This window comes from Ramlibacter sp. 2FC (assembly GCF_005503345.1).
Classification (GTDB): Bacteria; Pseudomonadota; Gammaproteobacteria; order Burkholderiales; family Burkholderiaceae_C; genus SCMQ01.
The window spans coordinates 1-19413 of record NZ_SCMM01000049.1 but is presented as its reverse complement, the minus strand read 5'-3'; the positions used below and the strand labels follow the sequence as shown (position 1 = coordinate 19413).

At 69.4% G+C, this 19413-nt stretch carries 18 protein-coding genes; 7 read left to right on the top strand and 11 right to left on the bottom strand.

Features of this window, described 5'->3' with window-relative positions:
* Positions 1-6: 6 nt before the first annotated feature.
* From maiA to FFS10_RS18210, 5 genes are all read right to left on the bottom strand, one after another.
* Complete coding sequence (gene maiA, locus FFS10_RS18230) at positions 7-645, bottom strand: maleylacetoacetate isomerase (protein ID WP_137895915.1); 639 nt, start codon at positions 643-645, stop codon at positions 7-9.
* Positions 646-686: 41 nt separating this feature from the next.
* Positions 687-2075 (bottom strand): MFS transporter, encoded by a 1389-nt coding sequence (locus FFS10_RS18225; RefSeq protein WP_137895901.1) that lies wholly within the window; start codon positions 2073-2075, stop codon positions 687-689.
* 32 nt (positions 2076-2107) lie between these two features.
* On the bottom strand, positions 2108-2809 hold the full coding sequence (locus tag FFS10_RS18220; protein WP_137895900.1) for a fumarylacetoacetate hydrolase family protein: 702 nt from the start codon (positions 2807-2809) through the stop codon (positions 2108-2110).
* A gap of 65 nt (positions 2810-2874) precedes the next feature.
* Positions 2875-3912 carry a cupin domain-containing protein gene (locus FFS10_RS18215; RefSeq protein ID WP_137895899.1) on the bottom strand — a complete coding sequence of 346 codons (1038 nt, stop codon included), beginning with the start codon at positions 3910-3912 and terminating at the stop codon, positions 2875-2877.
* Between the two features lie 25 nt (positions 3913-3937).
* Positions 3938-5140 (bottom strand): 3-hydroxybenzoate 6-monooxygenase, encoded by a 1203-nt coding sequence (locus tag FFS10_RS18210; RefSeq protein ID WP_137895898.1) that lies wholly within the window; start codon positions 5138-5140, stop codon positions 3938-3940.
* 178 nt (positions 5141-5318) lie between these two features.
* Here FFS10_RS18210 and asd point away from each other — a divergent pair, with 178 nt between their 5' ends.
* Together asd and purT are read left to right on the top strand one after the other, a co-directional pair.
* A complete protein-coding gene (gene asd / locus FFS10_RS18205; RefSeq protein WP_137895897.1) occupies positions 5319-6161 on the top strand; it encodes an archaetidylserine decarboxylase in 843 nt (280 codons plus the stop codon).
* 33 nt (positions 6162-6194) lie between these two features.
* The gene (gene purT, locus FFS10_RS18200) at positions 6195-7397 is read left to right on the top strand and encodes a formate-dependent phosphoribosylglycinamide formyltransferase (RefSeq protein ID WP_137895896.1); all 1203 of its coding nucleotides are present in this window, start codon (positions 6195-6197) and stop codon (positions 7395-7397) included.
* Positions 7398-7402: 5 nt separating this feature from the next.
* On the opposite strand, the gene FFS10_RS18195 is transcribed toward purT, so the two are convergent.
* Positions 7403-8944, bottom strand: a complete 1542-nt coding sequence (locus FFS10_RS18195) for an AMP nucleosidase (protein ID WP_137895895.1) — start codon at positions 8942-8944, stop codon at positions 7403-7405.
* A 64-nt stretch (positions 8945-9008) separates the two neighbouring features.
* Here FFS10_RS18195 and FFS10_RS18190 point away from each other — a divergent pair, with 64 nt between their 5' ends.
* Entirely contained in the window at positions 9009-10301 is a 1293-nt protein-coding gene (locus FFS10_RS18190) for an MgtC/SapB family protein (RefSeq protein ID WP_137895894.1), read from the top strand.
* A gap of 76 nt (positions 10302-10377) precedes the next feature.
* Complete coding sequence (locus tag FFS10_RS18185) at positions 10378-11598, top strand: MFS transporter (RefSeq protein WP_137895893.1); 1221 nt, start codon at positions 10378-10380, stop codon at positions 11596-11598.
* Positions 11599-11662: 64 nt separating this feature from the next.
* Here FFS10_RS18185 and FFS10_RS18180 read toward each other — a convergent pair whose 3' ends face one another.
* On the bottom strand, positions 11663-13732 hold the full coding sequence (locus tag FFS10_RS18180) for a sodium-translocating pyrophosphatase (protein ID WP_137895892.1): 2070 nt from the start codon (positions 13730-13732) through the stop codon (positions 11663-11665).
* Between the two features lie 227 nt (positions 13733-13959).
* Between FFS10_RS18180 and ppa the strand changes: the two genes are divergently transcribed.
* On the top strand, positions 13960-14496 hold the full coding sequence (ppa, locus tag FFS10_RS18175) for an inorganic diphosphatase (RefSeq protein ID WP_137895891.1): 537 nt from the start codon (positions 13960-13962) through the stop codon (positions 14494-14496).
* A gap of 48 nt (positions 14497-14544) precedes the next feature.
* Here the strand turns inward: ppa and FFS10_RS18170 are convergent, their stop codons facing one another.
* Positions 14545-15690: a GNAT family N-acetyltransferase gene (locus tag FFS10_RS18170; RefSeq protein WP_249931348.1), complete on the bottom strand. Its 1146-nt coding sequence runs from the start codon at positions 15688-15690 to the stop codon at positions 14545-14547.
* A 40-nt stretch (positions 15691-15730) separates the two neighbouring features.
* Between FFS10_RS18170 and FFS10_RS18165 the strand changes: the two genes are divergently transcribed.
* Both FFS10_RS18165 and FFS10_RS18160 read left to right on the top strand, forming a co-directional pair.
* A complete protein-coding gene (locus tag FFS10_RS18165) occupies positions 15731-17395 on the top strand; it encodes an NAD+ synthase (RefSeq protein WP_137895889.1) in 1665 nt (554 codons plus the stop codon).
* 24 nt (positions 17396-17419) lie between these two features.
* The gene (locus tag FFS10_RS18160) at positions 17420-17758 is read left to right on the top strand and encodes a P-II family nitrogen regulator (RefSeq protein ID WP_137895888.1); all 339 of its coding nucleotides are present in this window, start codon (positions 17420-17422) and stop codon (positions 17756-17758) included.
* Positions 17759-17785: 27 nt separating this feature from the next.
* Here FFS10_RS18160 and FFS10_RS18155 read toward each other — a convergent pair whose 3' ends face one another.
* The 3 genes from FFS10_RS18155 to FFS10_RS18145 are packed head-to-tail and all read right to left on the bottom strand — an operon-like array spanning position 17786 to position 19274.
* The gene (locus tag FFS10_RS18155) at positions 17786-18370 is read right to left on the bottom strand and encodes an LOG family protein (protein ID WP_137895887.1); all 585 of its coding nucleotides are present in this window, start codon (positions 18368-18370) and stop codon (positions 17786-17788) included.
* On the bottom strand, positions 18367-18780 hold the full coding sequence (locus FFS10_RS18150) for a diacylglycerol kinase (RefSeq protein ID WP_137895886.1): 414 nt from the start codon (positions 18778-18780) through the stop codon (positions 18367-18369). Before FFS10_RS18150 ends, FFS10_RS18155 begins: the two co-directional genes overlap by 4 nt.
* Before the next feature lie 44 nt (positions 18781-18824).
* The gene (locus FFS10_RS18145) at positions 18825-19274 is read right to left on the bottom strand and encodes an RDD family protein (RefSeq protein ID WP_502702889.1); all 450 of its coding nucleotides are present in this window, start codon (positions 19272-19274) and stop codon (positions 18825-18827) included.
* Positions 19275-19413: the final 139 nt, after the last annotated feature.

Genomic DNA, 19413 nt, shown 5'->3' with positions numbered 1-19413 from the left:
GGGGCGTCAGGCGGCGTCGGGCTGGCGGGACGGCGCGGCCAGGGCGAAGGCCTCCAGAGCGCTGCAGGCCTGGTCCACGGCGCGGATATTCGGCCAGGGGCCCAGGTCCACCTTGAAGCGGCGCGCGCCCTCGACCTGCGGCACCAGATAGCAGTCGGCCAGGGTCGGGCCCTTGCCGTGGCAGAACGCGCCGCGCTGGCTGTCTGCGGCCAGCAGGGCCTCGATGGCGTCGAAGCCGGCCGTGATCCAGGTCGCGCACCAGGAGTTCACCGCGTCTTCGTCGGCGCCGAACTGATGGCGCAGGTACTCCAGCACGCGGCGGTTGTTGATCGGGTGGATGTCGCAGCCGACGATGGCCGCGAGGGCACGCACCTGCGCACGCGCCTCGGGGTCGGCGGGCAGCAGGGGCGGCGTGGGGTGGCGCTCTTCGAGCCACTCGATGATGGCGGGCGACTGGATCAGCACCTTGCCCTCTTGTTCCAGCGCCGGCACCAGGCCCTGCGGGTTGAGCGCCTTGTAGGCCGGGCTCAGGTGCTCTTCGCTGCGCAGGTCCACCGGGATGTACTCGGCCTGGAGGCCCTTGAGGTTCAGGGCGATGCGCAGCCGGTGTGAAGTGCCGCTGCGAAAGAAGTTGTAGAGCTTCATGCGTGTTGGGGTGTCTTGGTGTGCCATGAGGCGGTTTGTTGTCAGCGCAGCGCGGGCAGCGCAGCCTCCATGGGCGCCGCCTGCGGCGCGGGCTCGGCGCGCGAGGCGCGCGGCTCGGCCTGGGCGCGGGTCAGGGGCACCAGCAGGGTCAGCAGCGCAGCCAGCAGGCCCAGGCCGGCCAGCACGTAGAAGATCGCGTTCAGCTCCAAGCCCGAGCCGATCAGCGTGCTGCCCAGCATAGGGCCACCGATGCCGCCGAGCCGGCCGAAGCCCGCGCACCAGGCCACGCCGGCGGCGCGGACATTGGTGCGGTAGTAGTTGGCGACGAAGCCGTAGATCAGCGTCTGCGTGCCGCTGGTCCCCAGGCCGACGACCGCGACGATGGCCAGCAGCAAGCCGAGCGGGAAGCCGAGAGTGAGCAGCAGCAAGGCCAGCGCGCCCGTGGCGAAGCAGCTGGCGACCACGGGCTTGGGTCCGAAGCGGTCGGCCGCCCGCGAGGCCGCCAGCGCGCCGAACAGCGAGCCGCCGTTGAGCACCAGCAGGAAGGACAGCGAGCCCTTGGCGTTGAAGCCGGCGCGCAGCATCATCTCGGGCAGCCAGGTGTTGAGCGAGTACACCAGCACCAGGCCGGTGGCGCTCATCAGGCCCAGCACCAGGGTCGGGAACAGGTAGTAGCGGCTGAACAGCCCGGCGAAGCCGAGCTTGCCGGCGCCGGCCGGCGCGGCCGCCGTGGCCTGGGGCGCGAGCAACTCGGGCAAGTCGATGCCGGTGCGCTCGGCCAGGGCTCGTGCCTCCTCCATGCGCCCGCGCGAGGCCAGCCAGGCCACCGACTCGGGCATCTTGAAGTACGCGAGCGGCAGCAGCGTGACCAGTGGCAGGGCGCCGACCCAGAACAGGCCACGCCAGCCGATATGCTCCATCAGCAGGATCGCGAGCAGGGCGGCCAGCAGGCTGCCCAGCGGAATGCCGCCGTTGGTGATCGCGTTGATCTGGTTCTTCCTGCCCTTGGGCGCGTACTCGGCGACCAGGGCCGCCGTCGTGGCCACCAGCGAGCCGACGCCCAGGCCGGTGAACAGTCGCAGCCAGCCGAAGGCCGTTGTGCTCGTGGCCAGGGCCGTGAGCCCCATGCCGACCGAGAACCAGGCGTAGGACAGCAGCATCAGCTTGCGCCGGCCCAGGAGGTCGCCCACGGAACCGGCGAGCAGGGCGCCGACCATCACGCCGACCAGGGCATAGCTGCCCAGCATGCCGGCGATCGCCGGGGTCACGGTGCCGATCTGCGAGGGGTCGCGCAGCAAGGTCGAAACGACCGCGCCATAGACCACCAGGTCATAGCCGTCGAAGATCAGTCCCACGGTGGCCAGGGCCACGACCCAGGCCAGCGTCCTGCGGCGCCTGGCCTCCCTTTGGGCATTTTCTGTTGGTGTCATCGCGTCTCCTTTGCGGGTCCTCGGCGCCGCGCTCACTCGGCCGGCCCGACGCGCAGCTCGATCTCGCCCACGCCTTCCACACGGCCCTGGATCAGGTCGCCCGGCACGACCGCGCCCACGCCTTCGGGCGTGCCGGTGTAGATCAGGTCGCCGGGTTGCAGGTGGTAGAACAGCGACAGGTCGGCGATGATTTCGCGGATGTTCCAGATCAGCTTGTCCACGTTGGACTGCTGCTTCGTTTGACCGTTGACGCTCAGGGCGATCTCGCCGCGCTCGATCACCATGCCGGGCATGGGCACGATCTCGGTGCAGACCGAGGACTGCTCCACGTCCTTGCCCAGATCCCAGGGACGGCCCTTGTCGCGCGCCACCAGCTGCAGGTCGCGGCGTGTCATGTCCAGGCCGCAGGCATAGCCGTAGATGACCTGGTGCGCGTCTTCCCGCGTCACGCGGAAGGCTGGCGCGCCGATGGCGACCACCAGCTCCATCTCGAAGTGGTAGTTACTGGTCTCGGGCGGGTAGGCCACGGTGGCACCGCTTGCCACCAGGGTCTGCGGGGCCTTGGTGAAGTAGAACGGGCGCTCGATCGACTTGTCGACCGGACGGCCCATCTCGACGGCATGGGCGTGGTAGTTGCGGCCGACGAAGAACAGGCGGTTGATGGGGAGGCGCTCGGCCTTGCCGCGCACGGGCAGGGACTGAACGGCGGGCGGGTTCCAGAGGTAGGCGGTCATGTCGGGTTCCTGTTTTGACAAAGCACGGGACCGCCCTGGGGCGGCCCCTCGGGTGGGCGGGGAGGTCAGCCGCGGTTCTCGTAGACGCCGAGCTTGCGGTGCAGGGGCGACTCGTCGGCGACGAAGACGAAGGACGGGCGGTCGGACTGGCGGTTCTTCAGCGTGACGGCGCTGTAGCCCGGCGCGCAGCAGGTGTCGGCCTCGGCCAGCGTGAAGGCCTGGTCCTCGACCTTGACGTCGACGCCGCCTTCGATCAGGTGGAACACCATGGCCGGCGAGCGCACGGGCAGCTGCAGGGTCTGGCCCGGGCGCAGCATCAGGGCGTAGAAGCCGAGGATGTTCTGGGCGTCGCCGCCGGTCTCCGGGTTGACGTAGCTGACCTGCACCGCTTCGAGCTCGGGCTGGTCGGCGGCCAGGGCCTCGAGCGCGGCACGCGCCTCGACCCAGGGGTAGCGCAGCATGGGGTAGGCCTTGCTCGAGCGCTCGAACACGGGCGTGGGCACCACGCCGCCGCGCGCATAGGCGCGGTCGCCGCGGCCGGGCTTGACCTCCTGGCGCGGGCCGTCGATGTGGTAGCTGGCCTCCATGTAGTAGACCAGGGGCAGGTCCAGGACGTCGAGCCAGACCACCGGCTGGTCGCCGTCGTGGCCGTGCTCGTGCCACAGGCCGGTGGGCGTGAGGATCAGGTCGCCGCGGCTCATCGGGCATTTCTCGCCGTCCACCGTGGTCCAGGCGCCTTCGCCTTCGACGACCATGCGCACCGCGTTGGGCGTGTGGCGGTGCGAGGGCGCCCATTCGCCGGGCAGCAGCAGCTGCATGCCCAGGTACATGGCGGCGCTGGCCTGCATCTTCTCCAGGCCGTGGCCGGGGTTGGCCAGCACCAGCACGCGGCGCTCGGCCTTCTCGATCGGCGTGAGCTCGCCGGCCTTGAGCAGCAGCGGCTTGATCGTCTCGTAGGGCCAGTGCGTGGCGCGGGTGTTGGGCCGCGGCTTGCCCGGCGGCAGCACGGCGCGCAGGCTGGGCCACAGCGGCACCAGGTTGAGCTTCGTCAGCGCATCGCGGTAGTCCTGCGGCAGGTCTTCCAGGCGTCCGAGTTCTTGCATGGTCGTTCCTCTAGAGGGGTAGGGATCAGTGCTCGGCCAGGCAGTTGGCCACGTTCCAGCCATACAGCCATTCCATGGCGTCGTAGAAGCGCTCGGGGGTGCGGCCCTTCCACAGCTCGTTGCGCACCAGGCGCTCGACGCCCTTGGCGTGGTAGATGCGGCCCATCTCGCGCGAAGACAGCACGATGCGCGCGGTGCGGGCGACGCGCGAGCGCTGGTACAGGTCCAGGGCCTTGGCCCAGTCGTTGCCGTGCACGCGCAGCGCCTCGCCCAGCGTCACGGCGTCCTCGAGCGCCATGCAGGCGCCCTGGGCCATGTACTGGGTGGTCGGGTGGGCGGCGTCGCCCAGCAGGGTGACGCGGCCGTAGCTCCACTGGGCGATCGGCTCGCGGTCGGCCGTGGCCCAGCGCTTCCAGCTCTTGGGCAGGTCGATCAGCTGGCGCGCCCTGGGGCAGATGCCCTGGAAGTAGCTCTGCACCTCCTCCTTGCTGCCCTCGGTGACGCCCCATTCCTCCTGCTGCCGGCTGTGGAAGGTCACGACCACGTTGTACTGCTCGCCGCCGCGCAGCGGGTAGTGCACCAGGTGGCAGTTGGGGCCGACCCAGATGCTGGCAGCGTTCCACTGCAGGTCCTCGGGAAAGTCCTTCTTGTCGACCACGGCGCGGTACACCACATGGCCGGTCACGCGGGCCGGGTCGCCCACGAGCTGCTGTCGCACCACGGATTTGACGCCGTCGGCGCCGATCAGCGCCACGCCGCGGTGCGCCTGGCCGTTCTGGTCGTAGACGGTGATGCTGTGCTCGTCCTGCTCGATGCGCTCGACGCGGGTGGAGGTCAGGAACTCGACCTGGCCGGTCTCCTGCGCGCCCTCGAGCAGGGACAGGTGCACGTCGACCCGGTGGATCACGGCGTAGGGGTTGCCGAAGCGCTTGCGGAAGGCCTCGCCGGTCGGTATCTTGCCGACCTGGTACTCGTCGATCGCGTCGTGCATCACCATGTAGTCGGTGTAGACGGCGCGGCCGCGCGCCTTTTCGCCCACGCCCAGGGCGTCGAAGGCGTGGAAGGCATTGGGGCCGAGCTGGATGCCGGCGCCGATCTCGCCGATCTGGGGCGCCTGCTCCAGCACCTTGACACGAAAGCCCTGGCGCACCAGGGCCAGGGCGGCGGCCAGGCCGCCGATGCCGCCGCCGGCGACCAGCACCGGCAATTCTGTGGTCTCAACACGCATGGGTCACCTCGTGAAACGGTTGGAGCTAATAGTATGTATGCTTTTGATAAGTGTACTTAGTAATGTTACCTTCGAACCTAGGGTTTACCCCTTGGTGCGTCCGCCCGCATGCCGGGACCCGACAGCCTTGGCCGGCCGGCTAAAATTCCGCCCTCCATAGACTCCAGGTGGCCGTATCGTGTCCGACCGTCTCGCGGTGCTGCCGCAGTACTTGATTCCCAAGCGGGCGCTGACGCGCGTTGCGGGCCGCATCGCCGGCGCGCGCGGTGGCGTTCGCACCCATGCGCTGATCCGCCGCTTCGTGGCCCGTTATGGCGTGGACATGAGCGAGGCGGCCGATCCCGACATCGCGAGCTACGCCAGCTTCAACGAGTTCTTCACGCGCCCGCTGCGCGAGGGCGCGCGCCCGCTGGCGGCCGCCGATTTCCTCAGCCCGGTGGACGGTGCCATCAGCCAGTGCGGCGCCATCGAGCGCGACCAGATCTTCCAGGCCAAGGGCCACAGCTACAGCACGCGCGCGCTGCTCGGCGGCGACGCCGAACTGGCGGCCCATTTCGACGACGGCCAGTTTGCCACGCTGTACCTGAGCCCCAGGGACTACCACCGTGTCCACATGCCCTGCGAGGGGCGCCTCACGCGCATGGTCTACGTGCCGGGCACGCTGTTCTCGGTCAACCCCGCCACGGCGCGCGGCGTGCCCGGCCTGTTCGCGCGCAACGAGCGCGTGGTCTGCGTGTTCGAAACGGCGCGCGGGCCCTTTGCCCTGGTGCTGGTGGGCGCGACCATCGTCGGCAGCATGGCCACGGTCTGGCACGGGGTGGTCAATCCGCCGCGACCGGGACGGCTGCGCGAATGGCGCTACGAGGACCAGGCCATCGTGCTGCAGCGCGGGGAAGAAATGGGGCGCTTCCTGCTCGGCTCGACCGTGGTCCTGCTGTTCCCCAAGGACACGCTGCGCTTCAGCCCCGACTGGACGCCGGCCCGTGCCATCCGCATGGGCGAGGCCATGGCCTCGGCCTGATCCTTTTCACCATCTCACTTTTCAGGCCTCTCCATGACCACCCTAGGCACCCCTCTGTCCCCCTCGGCCACCAAGGTCATGCTGCTCGGTTCCGGCGAGCTCGGCAAGGAGGTGCTGATCGCGCTGCAGCGCCTGGGCGTGGAGACCATCGCGGTGGACCGCTACGACCATGCTCCCGGCCAGCAGGTGGCGCACCACGCGCGCACCATCGCCATGAGCGACCCGGCCCAGCTCAAGGCGCTGGTCGAGCTGGAGCGGCCGCAGCTCGTGGTGCCCGAGATCGAGGCCATCGCCACGCCCATGCTGGAGGAGCTCGAAGCCGCCGGCGTGGTGCGCGTCATTCCTACGGCGCGCGCCGCGCGCCTGACCATGGACCGCGAGGGCATACGCCGGCTGGCCGCCGAGACCCTGGGCCTGCCGACCAGCCCCTACAGGTTCTGCGACTCGCTGGCCGAACTGCAGGCCGCGATCGATGCAGGAATAGGCTACCCCTGCATCGTCAAGCCGGTGATGAGCAGCTCGGGCAAGGGTCAGAGCAAGATCGACGGCCCGGCCGAGGTGCAAAAGGCCTGGGAGGTCGCCATGGCCGGCGGCCGCGTCAGCCACGGCCGCGTGATCGTCGAGGGCTTCGTGGACTTCGACTATGAGATCACCCTGCTGACGGTGCGCGCGCCGGGGGAGGGCGGCCAGGTCGAGACGCATTTCTGCGATCCGATCGGCCATGTGCAGGTCGGCGGCGACTATGTGGAGAGCTGGCAGCCGCATCCCATGCACCCGGCGGCGCTGGACAGGGCGCGCCAGATCGCCAAGTCCGTCACCGACGACCTGGGCGGCCAGGGACTGTTCGGCGTCGAGCTGTTCGTCAAGGGCGAGCAAGTCTGGTTCAGCGAGGTCAGCCCGCGCCCGCACGACACCGGCCTGGTGACCCTGGTCACCCAGTGGCAGAGCGAGTTCGAGCTGCACGCACGCGCCATCCTGGGCCTGCCGGTCAGCACCGCGCTCCGGAGCCCCGGCGCCAGCGCCGTGATCTACGGCGGCGTGGACGCGGCGGGCATCGTGTTCGATGGCGTGGACGAGGCGCTGCGCGTGCCGAACACCGAGCTGCGCCTGTTCGGCAAGCCCGAGAGCTTCGCCCGGCGCCGCATGGGCGTGGCGCTGGCCCACGACGCGGACGTGGAGACGGCGCGCCAGCGCGCCAAGCAGGCCGCGGCGCGCGTTCGGCCGCGCCGGGCCTGAGCGACTTACTGGAAGGCCACCTCGGCGAAGCTGCGCAGCTTGCGGCTGTGCAGCTGGTCCACGCCGCCGGCGCGCAGGCGCTCCATGGCGCGGATGCCGATCTGCAGGTGCTGGTTGACCCGGTCGCGGTAGAACTGGTTGGCCATGCCGGGCAGCTTGATCTCGCCGTGCAGCGGCTTGTCGCTCACGCACAGCAGGGTGCCGTAGGGCACGCGGAAGCGAAAGCCGTTGGCCGCGATGGTCGCGCTTTCCATGTCCAGGGCGACGGCGCGGCTCTGGCTGAAGCGCCGCTCGGGCGTGGAGGCCACGTTCTGCGAGGGCAGCAGCTCCCAGTTGCGGTTGTCGGTGCTGGCCACGGTGCCGGTGCGCATCACGCGCTTGAGCTCGTAGCCCTGCAGCTGGGTGATCTCGGCCACGGCCGCCTCCAGCGCCACCTGTACCTCGGCCAGTGCCGGGATCGGTACCCACAGCGGCAGCTCCTCGTCCAGCACATGGTCCTCGCGCACATAGCCGTGCGCCAGCACGTAGTCGCCCAGCTGCTGGCTGTTGCGCAGGCCAGCGCAGTGGCCCAGCATGATCCAGGCGTGCGGGCGCAGCACCGCGATGTGGTCGGTGATGGTGCGGGCGTTGCTGGGCCCGACGCCGATGTTGACCATGGTGATGCCGCTGCGGTCGGCGCGCACCAGGTGGTAGGCCGGCATCTGCGGCAGGCGCGGCGGCGGCACGCCGGGCAGGCCCTTGAGCGGCACGCCCAGGGCGTCGGTGTCGCCCTCGGACAGACCGGCGCGCCGCGTCACCACGTTGCCCGGCTCGACGAAGGCGATGTACTCGCTTTGCGGGTCGGCCATGGCGGCGCGCCCCAGCGCGATGAACTCGTCGATGTAGAACTGGTAGTTGGTGAACAGCACGAAGTTCTGGAACCATTCGGGCGCCGTGCCGGTGTAGTGGCGCAGCCGGTGCAGCGAGTAGTCGACGCGCGGCGCGGTGAACAGCGCCAGCGGCTGCGCCTCCCCCGGGCCGGCCTCGAAGGTGCCGTTGGCGATGCCGTCATCCATGGCGTTGAGGTCGGGCAGGTCGAACATGTCGCGCATCAGCCAGCGGCGCTCGGGGCTCAGCGAGCCCTCCACATGGTCCTGCTCGGCGAAGCTGAAATGCACCGGGATGGGCTGGCTGCTGGTGCCGACTTCCAGCGCCACATGGTGGTTGGCCAGCAGCAGGCGGAACTGCTCGCGGTAGTAGTCGGCGTACAGGTCGGGCCGGGTCAGCGTGGTCTCGAAACGGCCCGGGCCGGCCACGAAGCCGTAGCTCAGGCGCGAGTCGCTGCGCGCCACGGTCTCGGTGTGCACGCGCACGAAGGGGTAGAAGGCGCGCACGCGCAGCGGCGCGTCGGGGTCGGTGTGGCCCGGCTGCGGCTGGCCGGACACGAAGCGCTGCATGGCCTCGCGCAGGTGGGTGGTGCCGGCCAGGTAGATGGCCTTGACCTGGGCCAGGGCGGCATCGGGGTCGGTGAAGCGGGCGGGGGCGGTGAAGGGCGGCAGGTACGGCATGGCGCTATTGTCCACCGTCCGCATCCTCATGGCCGGCACTGCAGGTCCGCGCTAGCATTGGCCCATGTTGGATGCCGTCCTTCCCGGTCCCTCGCTGCGGGTGGCCGACGCTGTCACCGTGCTCACCGCCGCCCTGGGTTGCGGGCTGCTGATCGGCATCGAGCGCGAGCGGCGCAAGGGCACGGGGCCGACGCGCGCGCTGGCCGGTGTTCGCTCGTTCGCGCTGGTCAGCGTGCTGGGTGCCGCGGCCATGCTCATGAACCAGCCCTGGCTGGTGGCCGTGGGCGCGGCCTTCGTGGCGGCCCTGGGCGTGGTGGGCTACGCGCGCGACAAGTCCGGCGACCCCGGCACCACCACCGAGATCGCCCTGTTGCTGACCTACCTGATCGGCGCGCTGTGCGCCTGGAGCCTGGCGCTGGCCGCAGGCATGGCGGTGGGCCTGACGGCGCTGCTGGCGGGGCGCGAGCGCATGCACCAGGTGGCGCGCGACTGGCTGCACCCGGCCGAGGTGCGCGACGGCATCGTGCTGGCGGCGCTGGCGCTGATCGCGCTGCCGCTGATGCCGAACCGGCCGTTCTGGGGGCCGGTGCTCAACCCGCACCTGATCACCCAGCTGCTGGCCCTGCTGTTGGCCATCCAGGCGCTGGCCCACCTGAGCCGCCGCCTGTTTCAGGCGCGCCAGGCCATGGCGCTGTCGGCCCTGGCCTCGGGCTTCGTCTCCAGCACCGCGACCATCGCCAGCCTCGGCATGGAAGTGCGGGAAGGCCGTGCCCTGGCCCGCCCCATGGCCGGCGCGGCCCTGCTCAGCTGCGTGGCCACCATGCTGCAGCTGCTGGTGGTGGCGGCCGCGGTGCAGCCGGCCTGGCTGCGCCTGATGTGGTTGCCCTGCCTGGCGGGCGCCGCGTTGGCCGCGCTCTGGGGCGGCTGGCTGGTGGCCGCCGCCGCATTGCCCGCCAAGGCGGCGCGCAAGGGAGGCGCGGTGGCGGACGGTGGGCGCATGTTCAGCCTGCGCGGCGCCGCGCTGGTGGCGGCGCTGCTGACCGGCATCCAGGTGCTCGTCTACGCGCTGCAGAGCTGGCTCGGTGACGCGGGCTTGCTGGCCGGCACGCTGCTGGGGGCGCTGGCCGACTTGCATGCCGTCACCGCGGCCGTGCTGGTGCAGGGGGGCCCCGAGGGGGCGCAGGCCGCGCAGCTGCGCGAGGCCCTGATGACCGCGCTGCTGTTGCACGGCGTTAGCAAGGGCACCACGGCCTGGCTCAGCGGCGGCGGCGGCTATGCGCTGCGCCTCGCGCCGGGCTTGCTGGCCCAATCCGTCGTGAGTGCGGCCGGCATCGCCTGGCTGGCGGGCGATTTCTGAGCGCGAGTACGCTGGGGCAAGGACTGCCCCTTGGAAACTGATGTAATTGGCGCCTGCCTTCGACCGACGCATGAGCATGAATTCGACACCCACGTCCTCTTCCAGCCATTTCGGCGCCCTGCGCCGATTGCCGACTGGCATCTGGGTGCTGGGCTTCGTCAGTCTGCTGATGGACATTTCCTCCGAGATGATCCACAGCCTGCTGCCCTTGTTCATGGTCGGCACGCTGGGCGTGAGCGTGGCCGTGGTCGGTCTCATCGAGGGCCTGGCCGAGGCCACGGCCTTGATCGTCAAGGTGTTCTCCGGCGTCATTAGCGACTGGGTCGGCAAGCGCAAGCCCCTGGCGGTACTGGGTTACGGCCTGGGCGCGCTGACCAAGCCGCTGTTCGCTCTGGCGCCGGGCGCCGGACTGGTGTTCACGGCACGCCTGCTCGACCGCGTGGGCAAGGGCATACGCGGCGCGCCGCGCGACGCGCTGGTGGCCGACATCGCGCCGCCCGAGATGCGCGGCGCGGCGTTCGGCCTGCGCCAGTCGCTGGACACCGTGGGCGCCTTCATCGGGCCGCTGCTGGCCGTGGGCCTGATGCTGCTGTGGGCCAACAATTTCCGCGCGGTGTTCGCCGTGGCCGTGGTTCCAGGCGTATTGGCGGTGGCGCTGCTGGTGTTCGGGGTGCGTGACCCGGACGGCGCGCCGCGCCAGCAGCGCGTCAACCCGGTCTCGCGTGCCAACCTCAAGCGCCTGTCCGCCGCCTACTGGTGGGTGGTGGGCATAGGGGCGGTGTTCACGCTGGCGCGCTTTTCCGAGGCCTTTCTGGTACTGCGCGCCGAGCAGACCGGCGTGGCCACGGCCCTGGTGCCGCTGGTCATGGTCGCGATGAACGTGGTCTATGCCGCCAGCGCCTACCCGTTTGGCCACCTGTCGGACCGCATGTCGCACAGCCGCTTGCTGCTGTGGGGCCTGGCGGTGCTGGTGGCCGCCGATGCGGTGATCGCGCTGTCCGGCCACTGGAGCGGGCTGCTGGCCGGGGTGGCGCTGTGGGGCATCCACATGGGCATGACCCAGGGCTTGCTGGCTGCCATGGTGGCTGACGTGGCGCCGGCCGACCTGCGCGGCACGGCCTACGGCTTCTTCAACCTGGTCAGCGGCCTGGCCATGCTGGTGGCCAGTGTGGTGGCCGGCCTGCTGTGGCAGACGCTCGGGCCGGCCTGGACCTTCGGTGCCGGCGGGCTGTTCTGCCTGCTGGCCATGGGCGGGCTGGCCTGGCGCGGCCTGCGGCTGGCGACGGCTCAGGCCTGACGGCGCCCGAATGAAAAAGGCCCGCCGAAGCGGGCCCATGTGAACGCCGGAGCAGCTGCGGCGCTCAGCCGCCGTGGAATTTCACCACCAGGGGCACGATCAGCAGCGCCACGATGTTGATGATCTTGATCAGCGGGTTGACGGCCGGGCCGGCCGTGTCCTTGTAGGGGTCGCCCACGGTGTCGCCGGTCACCGCGGCCTTGTGGGCTTCGGAGCCCTTGCCGCCGTGGTGGCCGTCCTCGATGTACTTCTTGGCGTTGTCCCAGGCGCCGCCGCCGGTGCACATGGAAATGGCGACGAACAGGCCGGTCACGATGGTGCCCATCAGCAGGCCGCCCAGGGCCTTGGGGCCGAGGACCAGGCCGACCAGGATGGGCACGGCCACCGGCAACAGGCTGGGGATGACCATCTCCTTGATGGCGGCCGCCGTCAGCATGTCCACGGCCGTGCCGTACTCGGGCTTGGCCGTGCCTTCCATGATGCCCTTGATGTCGCGAAACTGGCGGCGCACCTCCACCACCACGGCACCGGCGGCGCGGCCCACGGCCTCCATGGCCATGGCGCCGAACAGGTAGGGGATCAGGCCGCCGATGAACAGGCCCACGATCACCATCGGGTCGGACAGGTCGAAGCGGATCGCCTGGCCGCTGCTCTCGAGCTTGTGCGTGTAGTCGGCGAACAGCACCAGGGCGGCGAGGCCGGCCGAGCCGATGGCATAGCCCTTGGTCACGGCCTTGGTGGTGTTGCCCACGGCGTCCAGCGGGTCGGTGATGTCGCGCACGCTGCTCGGCATCTCGGCCATTTCGGCGATGCCGCCGGCGTTGTCGGTGATCGGGCCGTAGGCGTCCAGCGCCACGATGATGCCGGCCATGGACAGCATGGACATGGCGGCGACCGCGATGCCGTACAGCCCCGCCAGCGCGTAGGCCACGATGATGGCGATGCAGACGCAGATCACGGGCCAGGCGGTGGAGCGCATGGACACGCCAAGGCCGGCGATGATGTTGGTGCCGTGGCCGGTGGTCGAGGCCTGGGCGATGTGGCGCACCGGCGCGTACTGCGTGCCGGTGTAGAACTCGGTGATCCAGACCAGGGCGGCGGTCAGGGCCAGGCCGACCACGCAGGCGCCGAACAGGCGCAGCTGGCTGCCGCTGGCGGTGACGGCGTTGTCGGGCATGATCCAGGTGGTGACGAAGTAGAAGGCGATCAGGGACAGCACGCCGGCGATGGCCAGGCCCTTGTAGAGCGCCGGCATCACGTTGCGCATGTCCGGGGAGGCCTTGACGAAGAAACAGCCGATGATGGAGGCGACGATGGATACCGCGCCCAGCGCCAGCGGATAGAGCACCGCCTGCACCGGGGCCGCGGCCACCAGCAGCGCGCCCAGCACCATGGTGGCGATCAGGGTCACGGCATAGGTTTCGAACAGGTCGGCTGCCATGCCGGCGCAGTCGCCCACGTTGTCGCCCACGTTGTCGGCGATCACGGCCGGGTTGCGCGGGTCGTCCTCGGGGATGCCGGCCTCCACCTTGCCGACCAGGTCGGCGCCCACGTCGGCGCCCTTGGTGAAGATGCCGCCGCCCAGACGCGCGAAGATCGAGATCAGCGAGGCGCCGAAGGCAAAGCCGATCAGCGGGTTCAGCAGGGTGGCGAGATTCTTGTCCGGCGTGAGCACGCCGTTGCCGACCAGGAACCAGTAGAAGGCCGTCACGCCGAGCAGGCCCAGGCCCACCACCAGCATGCCGGTGATGGCGCCGCCGCGGAACGCGACGTCGAGTGCCGGGCCTATGCCGCGCGTGGCGGCCTGGGCGGTGCGCACGTTGGCGCGCACCGAGACGTTCATGCCGATGAAACCGCAGGCGCCCGAGAGGAGGGCGCCGACCACGAAGCCGACGGCGGTCTTTCCGTCCAGGAACACGGCTATCAGCAGGGCCAGTACCACGCCAGCCAAGGCGATGGTGCGGTATTGGCGCGCCAGATAGGCCGCCGCGCCGGCCTGGATGGCCGAGGCGATTTCCTGCATGCGGGCGTTGCCCGCGTCCTGGGAAAGAATCCAGCCGCGCGCCCAGATGCCGTAGATCACGGCAATGAGCCCGCAGACAAGCGCCAGAATCGGCACTGCGTTGCCAGTCATTTGCTTACCCCTCTCAGTGTGTTGTTTCTCTTGGAGGAGGTTCAACGCTTTGGAGGAACCCCCGCGGCGTTGCTTCCTCGCTCCCAGCAAGAGGAGTCGATTGGCCAACTCGCGCAATTTAACTTGAAAAATGTGACAGTGGCCCGGGGCGCAAGGTCGGTGAAAGTAAAATCCGGGTTAATCCCAGTGTCTTTCCTGATTCAACGCAACTTCCAGAGACTTCTTTCATGTCCCTCGACAACGTCACCCCCGGCAGCAAAGTTCCCGACGCCTTCAACGTGATCATCGAGATTCCGATGAACGCCGACCCCGTCAAGTACGAGGTGGACAAGGAAACCGGCGCCATCTTCGTGGACCGTTTCATGAGCACGGCCATGCACTACCCGACCAACTACGGCTATGTGCCCAAGACCATCAGCGGCGACGGCGACCCGGTGGACGTGCTGGTGATCACCCCCGTGCCCCTGATTCCTGGCGTGGTCGTGCCCTGCCGCGCGATCGGCATCCTGAAGATGGAGGACGAGGCGGGCGAGGACGGCAAGGTGCTGGCCGTGCCGGTCGACAAGATCCTGTCGATCTACACCCAGTGGCAGAAGCCCGAGGACCTGAACCCGCTGCGCCTGAAGACCATCGCCCATTTCTTCGAGCACTACAAGGACCTCGAGGAAGGCAAGTGGGTCAAGGTGCTGGGCTGGGAAGGCCCGGAAGCCGCCCGCAAGGAAATCATGGACGGCATCGCCAACTACAACCAGGCCAAGGCCTGATCTTCGGCGGCCAGTGCCCGATACAGGGCGCCTGACCGGCGGAACCGGTCAGGCGCTTTTTGTTTGGCGCAGCGGGCTGCGCCGCTCGAGCTGCTCCAGGTAGCCGGCCACGCCCTGCCCCTCGCGCGCCAGAAAGCGCTCGACCGCGTCGGCGAAGGCCGGGTGGGCCAGCCAGTGGGCACTGCTGGCCTGCACCGGCAACAGGGCACGCGCCATCTTGTGCTCGCCCTGGGCGCCGCCCTCGAAGCGCTGCACGCCGTGCGCGATGCACCACTGCAGCGGCTGGTAGTAGCAGGCCTCGAAATGCAGGCAGTCCACGCGCTCGAGCGCGCCCCAGTAGCGGCCGTAGGCCACGGCCGGGCGCCCGCCCGCGTCGAGCGCGATCAGGCTGCTGGCGATGGGGCGGCCGGCGCGCTCGGCGACGAACAGCAGCCAGTTCTCGGGCATGTGGGCGGCCATGCGGCGGAAGAAGTCCCGGCTCAGGTAGGGCGGGTTGCCATGCTCGAGGTAGGTGCGCTCGTAGCAGCGGTAGAAGAAATCCCAGTCGGCGGCCGTGATGTCGGCGCCCCGGGCCCAGCGAAAGGCCACGCCGGCCTCGCGCACCTTGCGGCGCTCCTGGCGGATTTTCTTGCGCTTGTCCTGGCTCAGGCTGGCCAGGAAATCTTCGAAGTCCTGGAATCCGGGCGTCGAATTTTTCCAGTGGAACTGCACGTTGTGGCGCAGCATCAGGCCGGCACGCGCGCAGGCTGCCAGATCCTCTTCGGTGGCGAACAGCAGATGCAGAGAGGACAGGCCTTGTTCGCGGCAGTCCTCGACCAGGGCCCTCAGCAGGGTTTCGCGTGCCGCGGCGTCGCGCGCCAGCAGCCTTGTGCCGGGCACGGGCGTGAAGGGCACGGCCACCAGGGCCTTGGGGTAGTAGGTTAGGCCATGCTGCTCGTAGGCGCCGGCCCAGGCCTGGTCGAACACATACTCACCCCAGGAATGGCTCTTGAGGTAGACCGCGCAGGCGGCCACCAGCTGCCCCGCCTGCCAGAGGCTGGTGAAGCGGGGCGTCCAGCCGGTGGCGGGTGTGGCGCTGCCGCTGGCGTGCAGCGCGGCCAGGTATTCATGGCGCATGAACGGCGTGGGATGCGGCTGTGCGGCCAGCAGCGCGTTCCAGGCCTCGGCGGGCAGCGCCTGCGGTGAGGCGTTCACGCGGGTGACATAATCTTTAGCCTCGTTCTTCAGCACCTGTATGACTCTCAAAATCTGCGTGGCCCAACTCAACTTCGAGGTGGGGGACATGCCGGGTAACGCCCGCAAGATCATCGAGGCGGCGAAGGCCGCCTACGCGGACGGTGCGCGGCTGCTGCTCACGCCGGAACTCTCGATCTGCGGCTACCCGGCCGAAGACCTGCTGCTGCGCCCGGCCTTCATCGCCGCCTGCGATGATGCCGTGAAAACCGTGGCCCGCGAGCTCGCGGGGTTGAAGCACCTCACGGTGGTGGTCGGCCACCCGAGCGGCAGCAGCAGCCGAACGCGCAGCGTGTCGGTGCAGCAGTGCCACAACTCGGCCAGCGTGCTGCGCGGCGGCGAGGTGGTGGCGCGCTATGCCAAGCGCGAGCTGCCGAACTACCAGGTGTTCGACGAGCGGCGTTATTTCGCGCCCGGGCAGGGCGTCTGCGTGTTCGAGGTGGCGGGCATCCGCATCGGCCTGCTGATCTGCGAGGACGCCTGGTTCGAGGAGCCGGCCCGCCTGGCGCTGGAGGCCGGCGCCGAAATGCTGGCCGTGATCAATGCCTCGCCCTTCCATGTCGGCAAGGGCTACGAGCGCGAGGCCATGATGCGCCAGCGCAGCCAGGCCTGTGGCCTGCCCCTGGTCTATGCCCACCTGATCGGGGGGCAGGACGAGGTGGTGTTCGAGGGGCATTCGTTCGCGCTGCAGGCCGACGGCAGCCTGGCGGGCCGGGCGCCCAGCTTCGTCGAGAAGCTTTACTCCCTGCAAGTGGAGGGCACGCACGGAGCGTTGCGCCTGCGCGGCGAGGTCGAGCCCGAGCGCAGCCCGGACGCCGACCTGTGGGACGCCCTGGTGCTGGGCGTGCGCGACTACATCGGCAAGAATGGCTTCCCGGAGGTGATCCTGGGCCTGTCGGGCGGCATCGATTCGGCGCTGGTGCTGGCGGTCGCGGTCGACGCCCTGGGCCGCGACAAGGTGCGCACCGTGATGATGCCTTCGCCCTACACGGCCGACATCAGCTGGATCGACGCGCGCGAAATGGCGTCCCGGCTCGGCGTGCGCTACGAGGAGATCTCGATCGCGCCGCTGTTCGAGGGCTTCAAGACCGCGCTGGCCGAGCAGTTCCGGGGGCGCGCCGAGGACACGACCGAAGAGAACATCCAGGCGCGCATCCGCGGCACGCTGCTGATGGCCCTGTCCAACAAGTTCGGCGCCGTGGTGCTGACCACCGGCAACAAGAGCGAGATGGCGACCGGCTACTGCACGCTGTACGGCGACATGGCGGGCGGCTTTGCCGTCATCAAGGACCTGGCCAAGACCACGGTGTTCCGCCTGGCGCGCTGGCGCAACGCCCATGACCCCTGTGGCACGGGCGCCAGCCCCATTCCCGAGCGCATCATCACGCGCCCGCCCAGCGCCGAACTGCGGGCCGGCCAGACCGACCAGGACAGCCTGCCGCCCTACGAGGTGCTGGACGCGATCATCGAGCGCTACATGGAGAACGACGAGAGCATCGAGCAGATGATCGCGGACGGCCTGCCGCGTGCCGATGTCGAGCGCGTCACCCGCCTCATCAAGGTCAACGAGTACAAGCGCCGCCAGGCCCCCCTGGGGATACGCGTCACGCACCGCGGGTTCGGCAAGGATTGGCGTTATCCTATTACGAGCAAATTTCGCGCATAACCCGTTACCCGCAAGCAGGAAAACATGAAGCAGATCACCGCCATCGTCAAACCTTTCAAGCTCGAGGAAGTGCGCGAAGCCCTGGCGGAATGCGGCGTCACCGGCCTCACGGTCACCGAGGTCAAGGGCTTTGGCCGCCAGAAGGGCCATACCGAGCTGTACCGCGGCGCCGAGTACGTGGTGGACTTCCTGCCCAAGGTGAAGGTGGAGGTGGTGGTCAAGGACATCGACGTCGAGCGCTGCGTGGACGCCATCGTGCGCGCCGCGCGCACCGGCAAGATCGGCGACGGCAAGATCTTCGTGACCGCCGTGGAGCGCGTGGTGCGCATCCGCACCGGCGAGCTCGACGAAACGGCGGTCTGACCGGTCAGCGCGGAGCGCTGTTCCTGTTCAGATCTGTTCCACGCGCGCTGCCGGCGCCAGGCCGGCGGCCTGCACGAGTTCGCGCAACAGGCCCTCGGGGTCGCTTTCAATCCGGATCAAGTCCATCTGCCAGTCGCCCATGAAGCCCTGGCGCACGGTCGATTGCAGGAAGGACACCAGCGGGTCGTAGTAGCCCGCCAGGTTGAGCAGGCCGACCGGCTTGTCGTGGTAGCCGAGCTGGCGCCAGGTCCAGACCTCGAAGAACTCCTCGAAGGTGCCGATCCCGCCCGGCAGCGCCAGGAAGGCGTCCGCCTGCTCCGCCATCAGGCGCTTGCGCTCGTGCATGGTCTCGACCACGTGCAGCTCGGTGCATTCGTGGTGGGCCCATTCCTTCTCGACCAGCGCGGTCGGGATGATGCCGACCACCCGGCCGCCGGCGTCCAGCGTGGCGTCGGCAAGAATGCCCATCAGGCCGTTCTTGCCGCCACCGTAGACCAGCTGGCCGCCGTGTTCGCCGATCCAGCGGCCCACGGCGCGCGCGGTGCGGGCGAATTCAGGGCTGGCTCCGGGCTTGGAGCCGCAGTACACGCAAACGGAAAAAGCGGGGGTCATGCAGAAAACCTCTGTAGCAGGGCGGCGATCCAGATGCCGCCGGACAGCAGCAGGCTCAGCAGAACGGCGGCGCTGCCCATGTCCTTGGCGCGTTTGGACAGATCGTGCCATTCGGGGCCGATGCGGTCGATCGCGGTCTCTATGCCGGTGTTGAGCAGCTCGACGATCATGACCAGCAGGACCGAACCCGCCAGCAAGGCGGTCTCGACCCAGCTGCGCCCCAGCCAGAAGGCCAGCGGCAGCAGCGCCACGGCCGCAATGGCTTCCTGGCGGAACGCCGTCTCGCCCCAGCCGGCGCGCAGGCCCTCCAGCGAGTAGCCCGCGGCATGCCAGACGCGGTTGAGGCCGGTGCGGTATTTCTGTGCGTTCACTTGGCCGTGGCGGGCGGCGGCAGGATCGGGAATGGACATGCCGTGATTGTCGCCTAGCGGCGAGGCGTCGGCTGACGCCAGGCTTAGCGTGGCGTGGCGTGGACCAGCCGCGTGCCGGCCAGGGCGTCGTGCCAGAACTGGCGCTGCGGGTGGAAGCGGCTCAGCAGCGCCCAGACCAGGACCCAACCGGCCAGCAACACCAGGATCTCGGCGGCCGGCAGGTCGAACGGCGCCTGCGCCGCCAGCGGGGGCAGGAACCAGAGCCAGCTGGCCAGGTAGCGCAACAGTGCCCGTCCCTGGCTCAGCGGCTTGCCTTCGCAGGTGACGACCCGGATATGCCAGGTCTTCATCGCCAGGGTCTGGCCCTTGGCCCAGAACCAGGTGAAATAGATGCCGAACACCACGAACACGAAGGCCTGCAGGCCATGGCGGTTGTCCAGGGCATGCCGGGTCTGGGTCAGCGTGCCGAACAGGTAGCCGGCGATGAAGACCACGCCGAACAGCAGCAGGCCCTCGTACAGCCAGCAGGCCATGCGGCGGCGCAGGCTGGGCGCCGTCAGGTCGAGGGGGCGGGGCAGGGCAGCGCTGGAAGCGGCAGGCAGGGCGTTCATCGGCAACGGGGTGAGAAGGTCGCCCTCGGGAGGGATGCGAGGGCGACCTTCTCACCCCGTT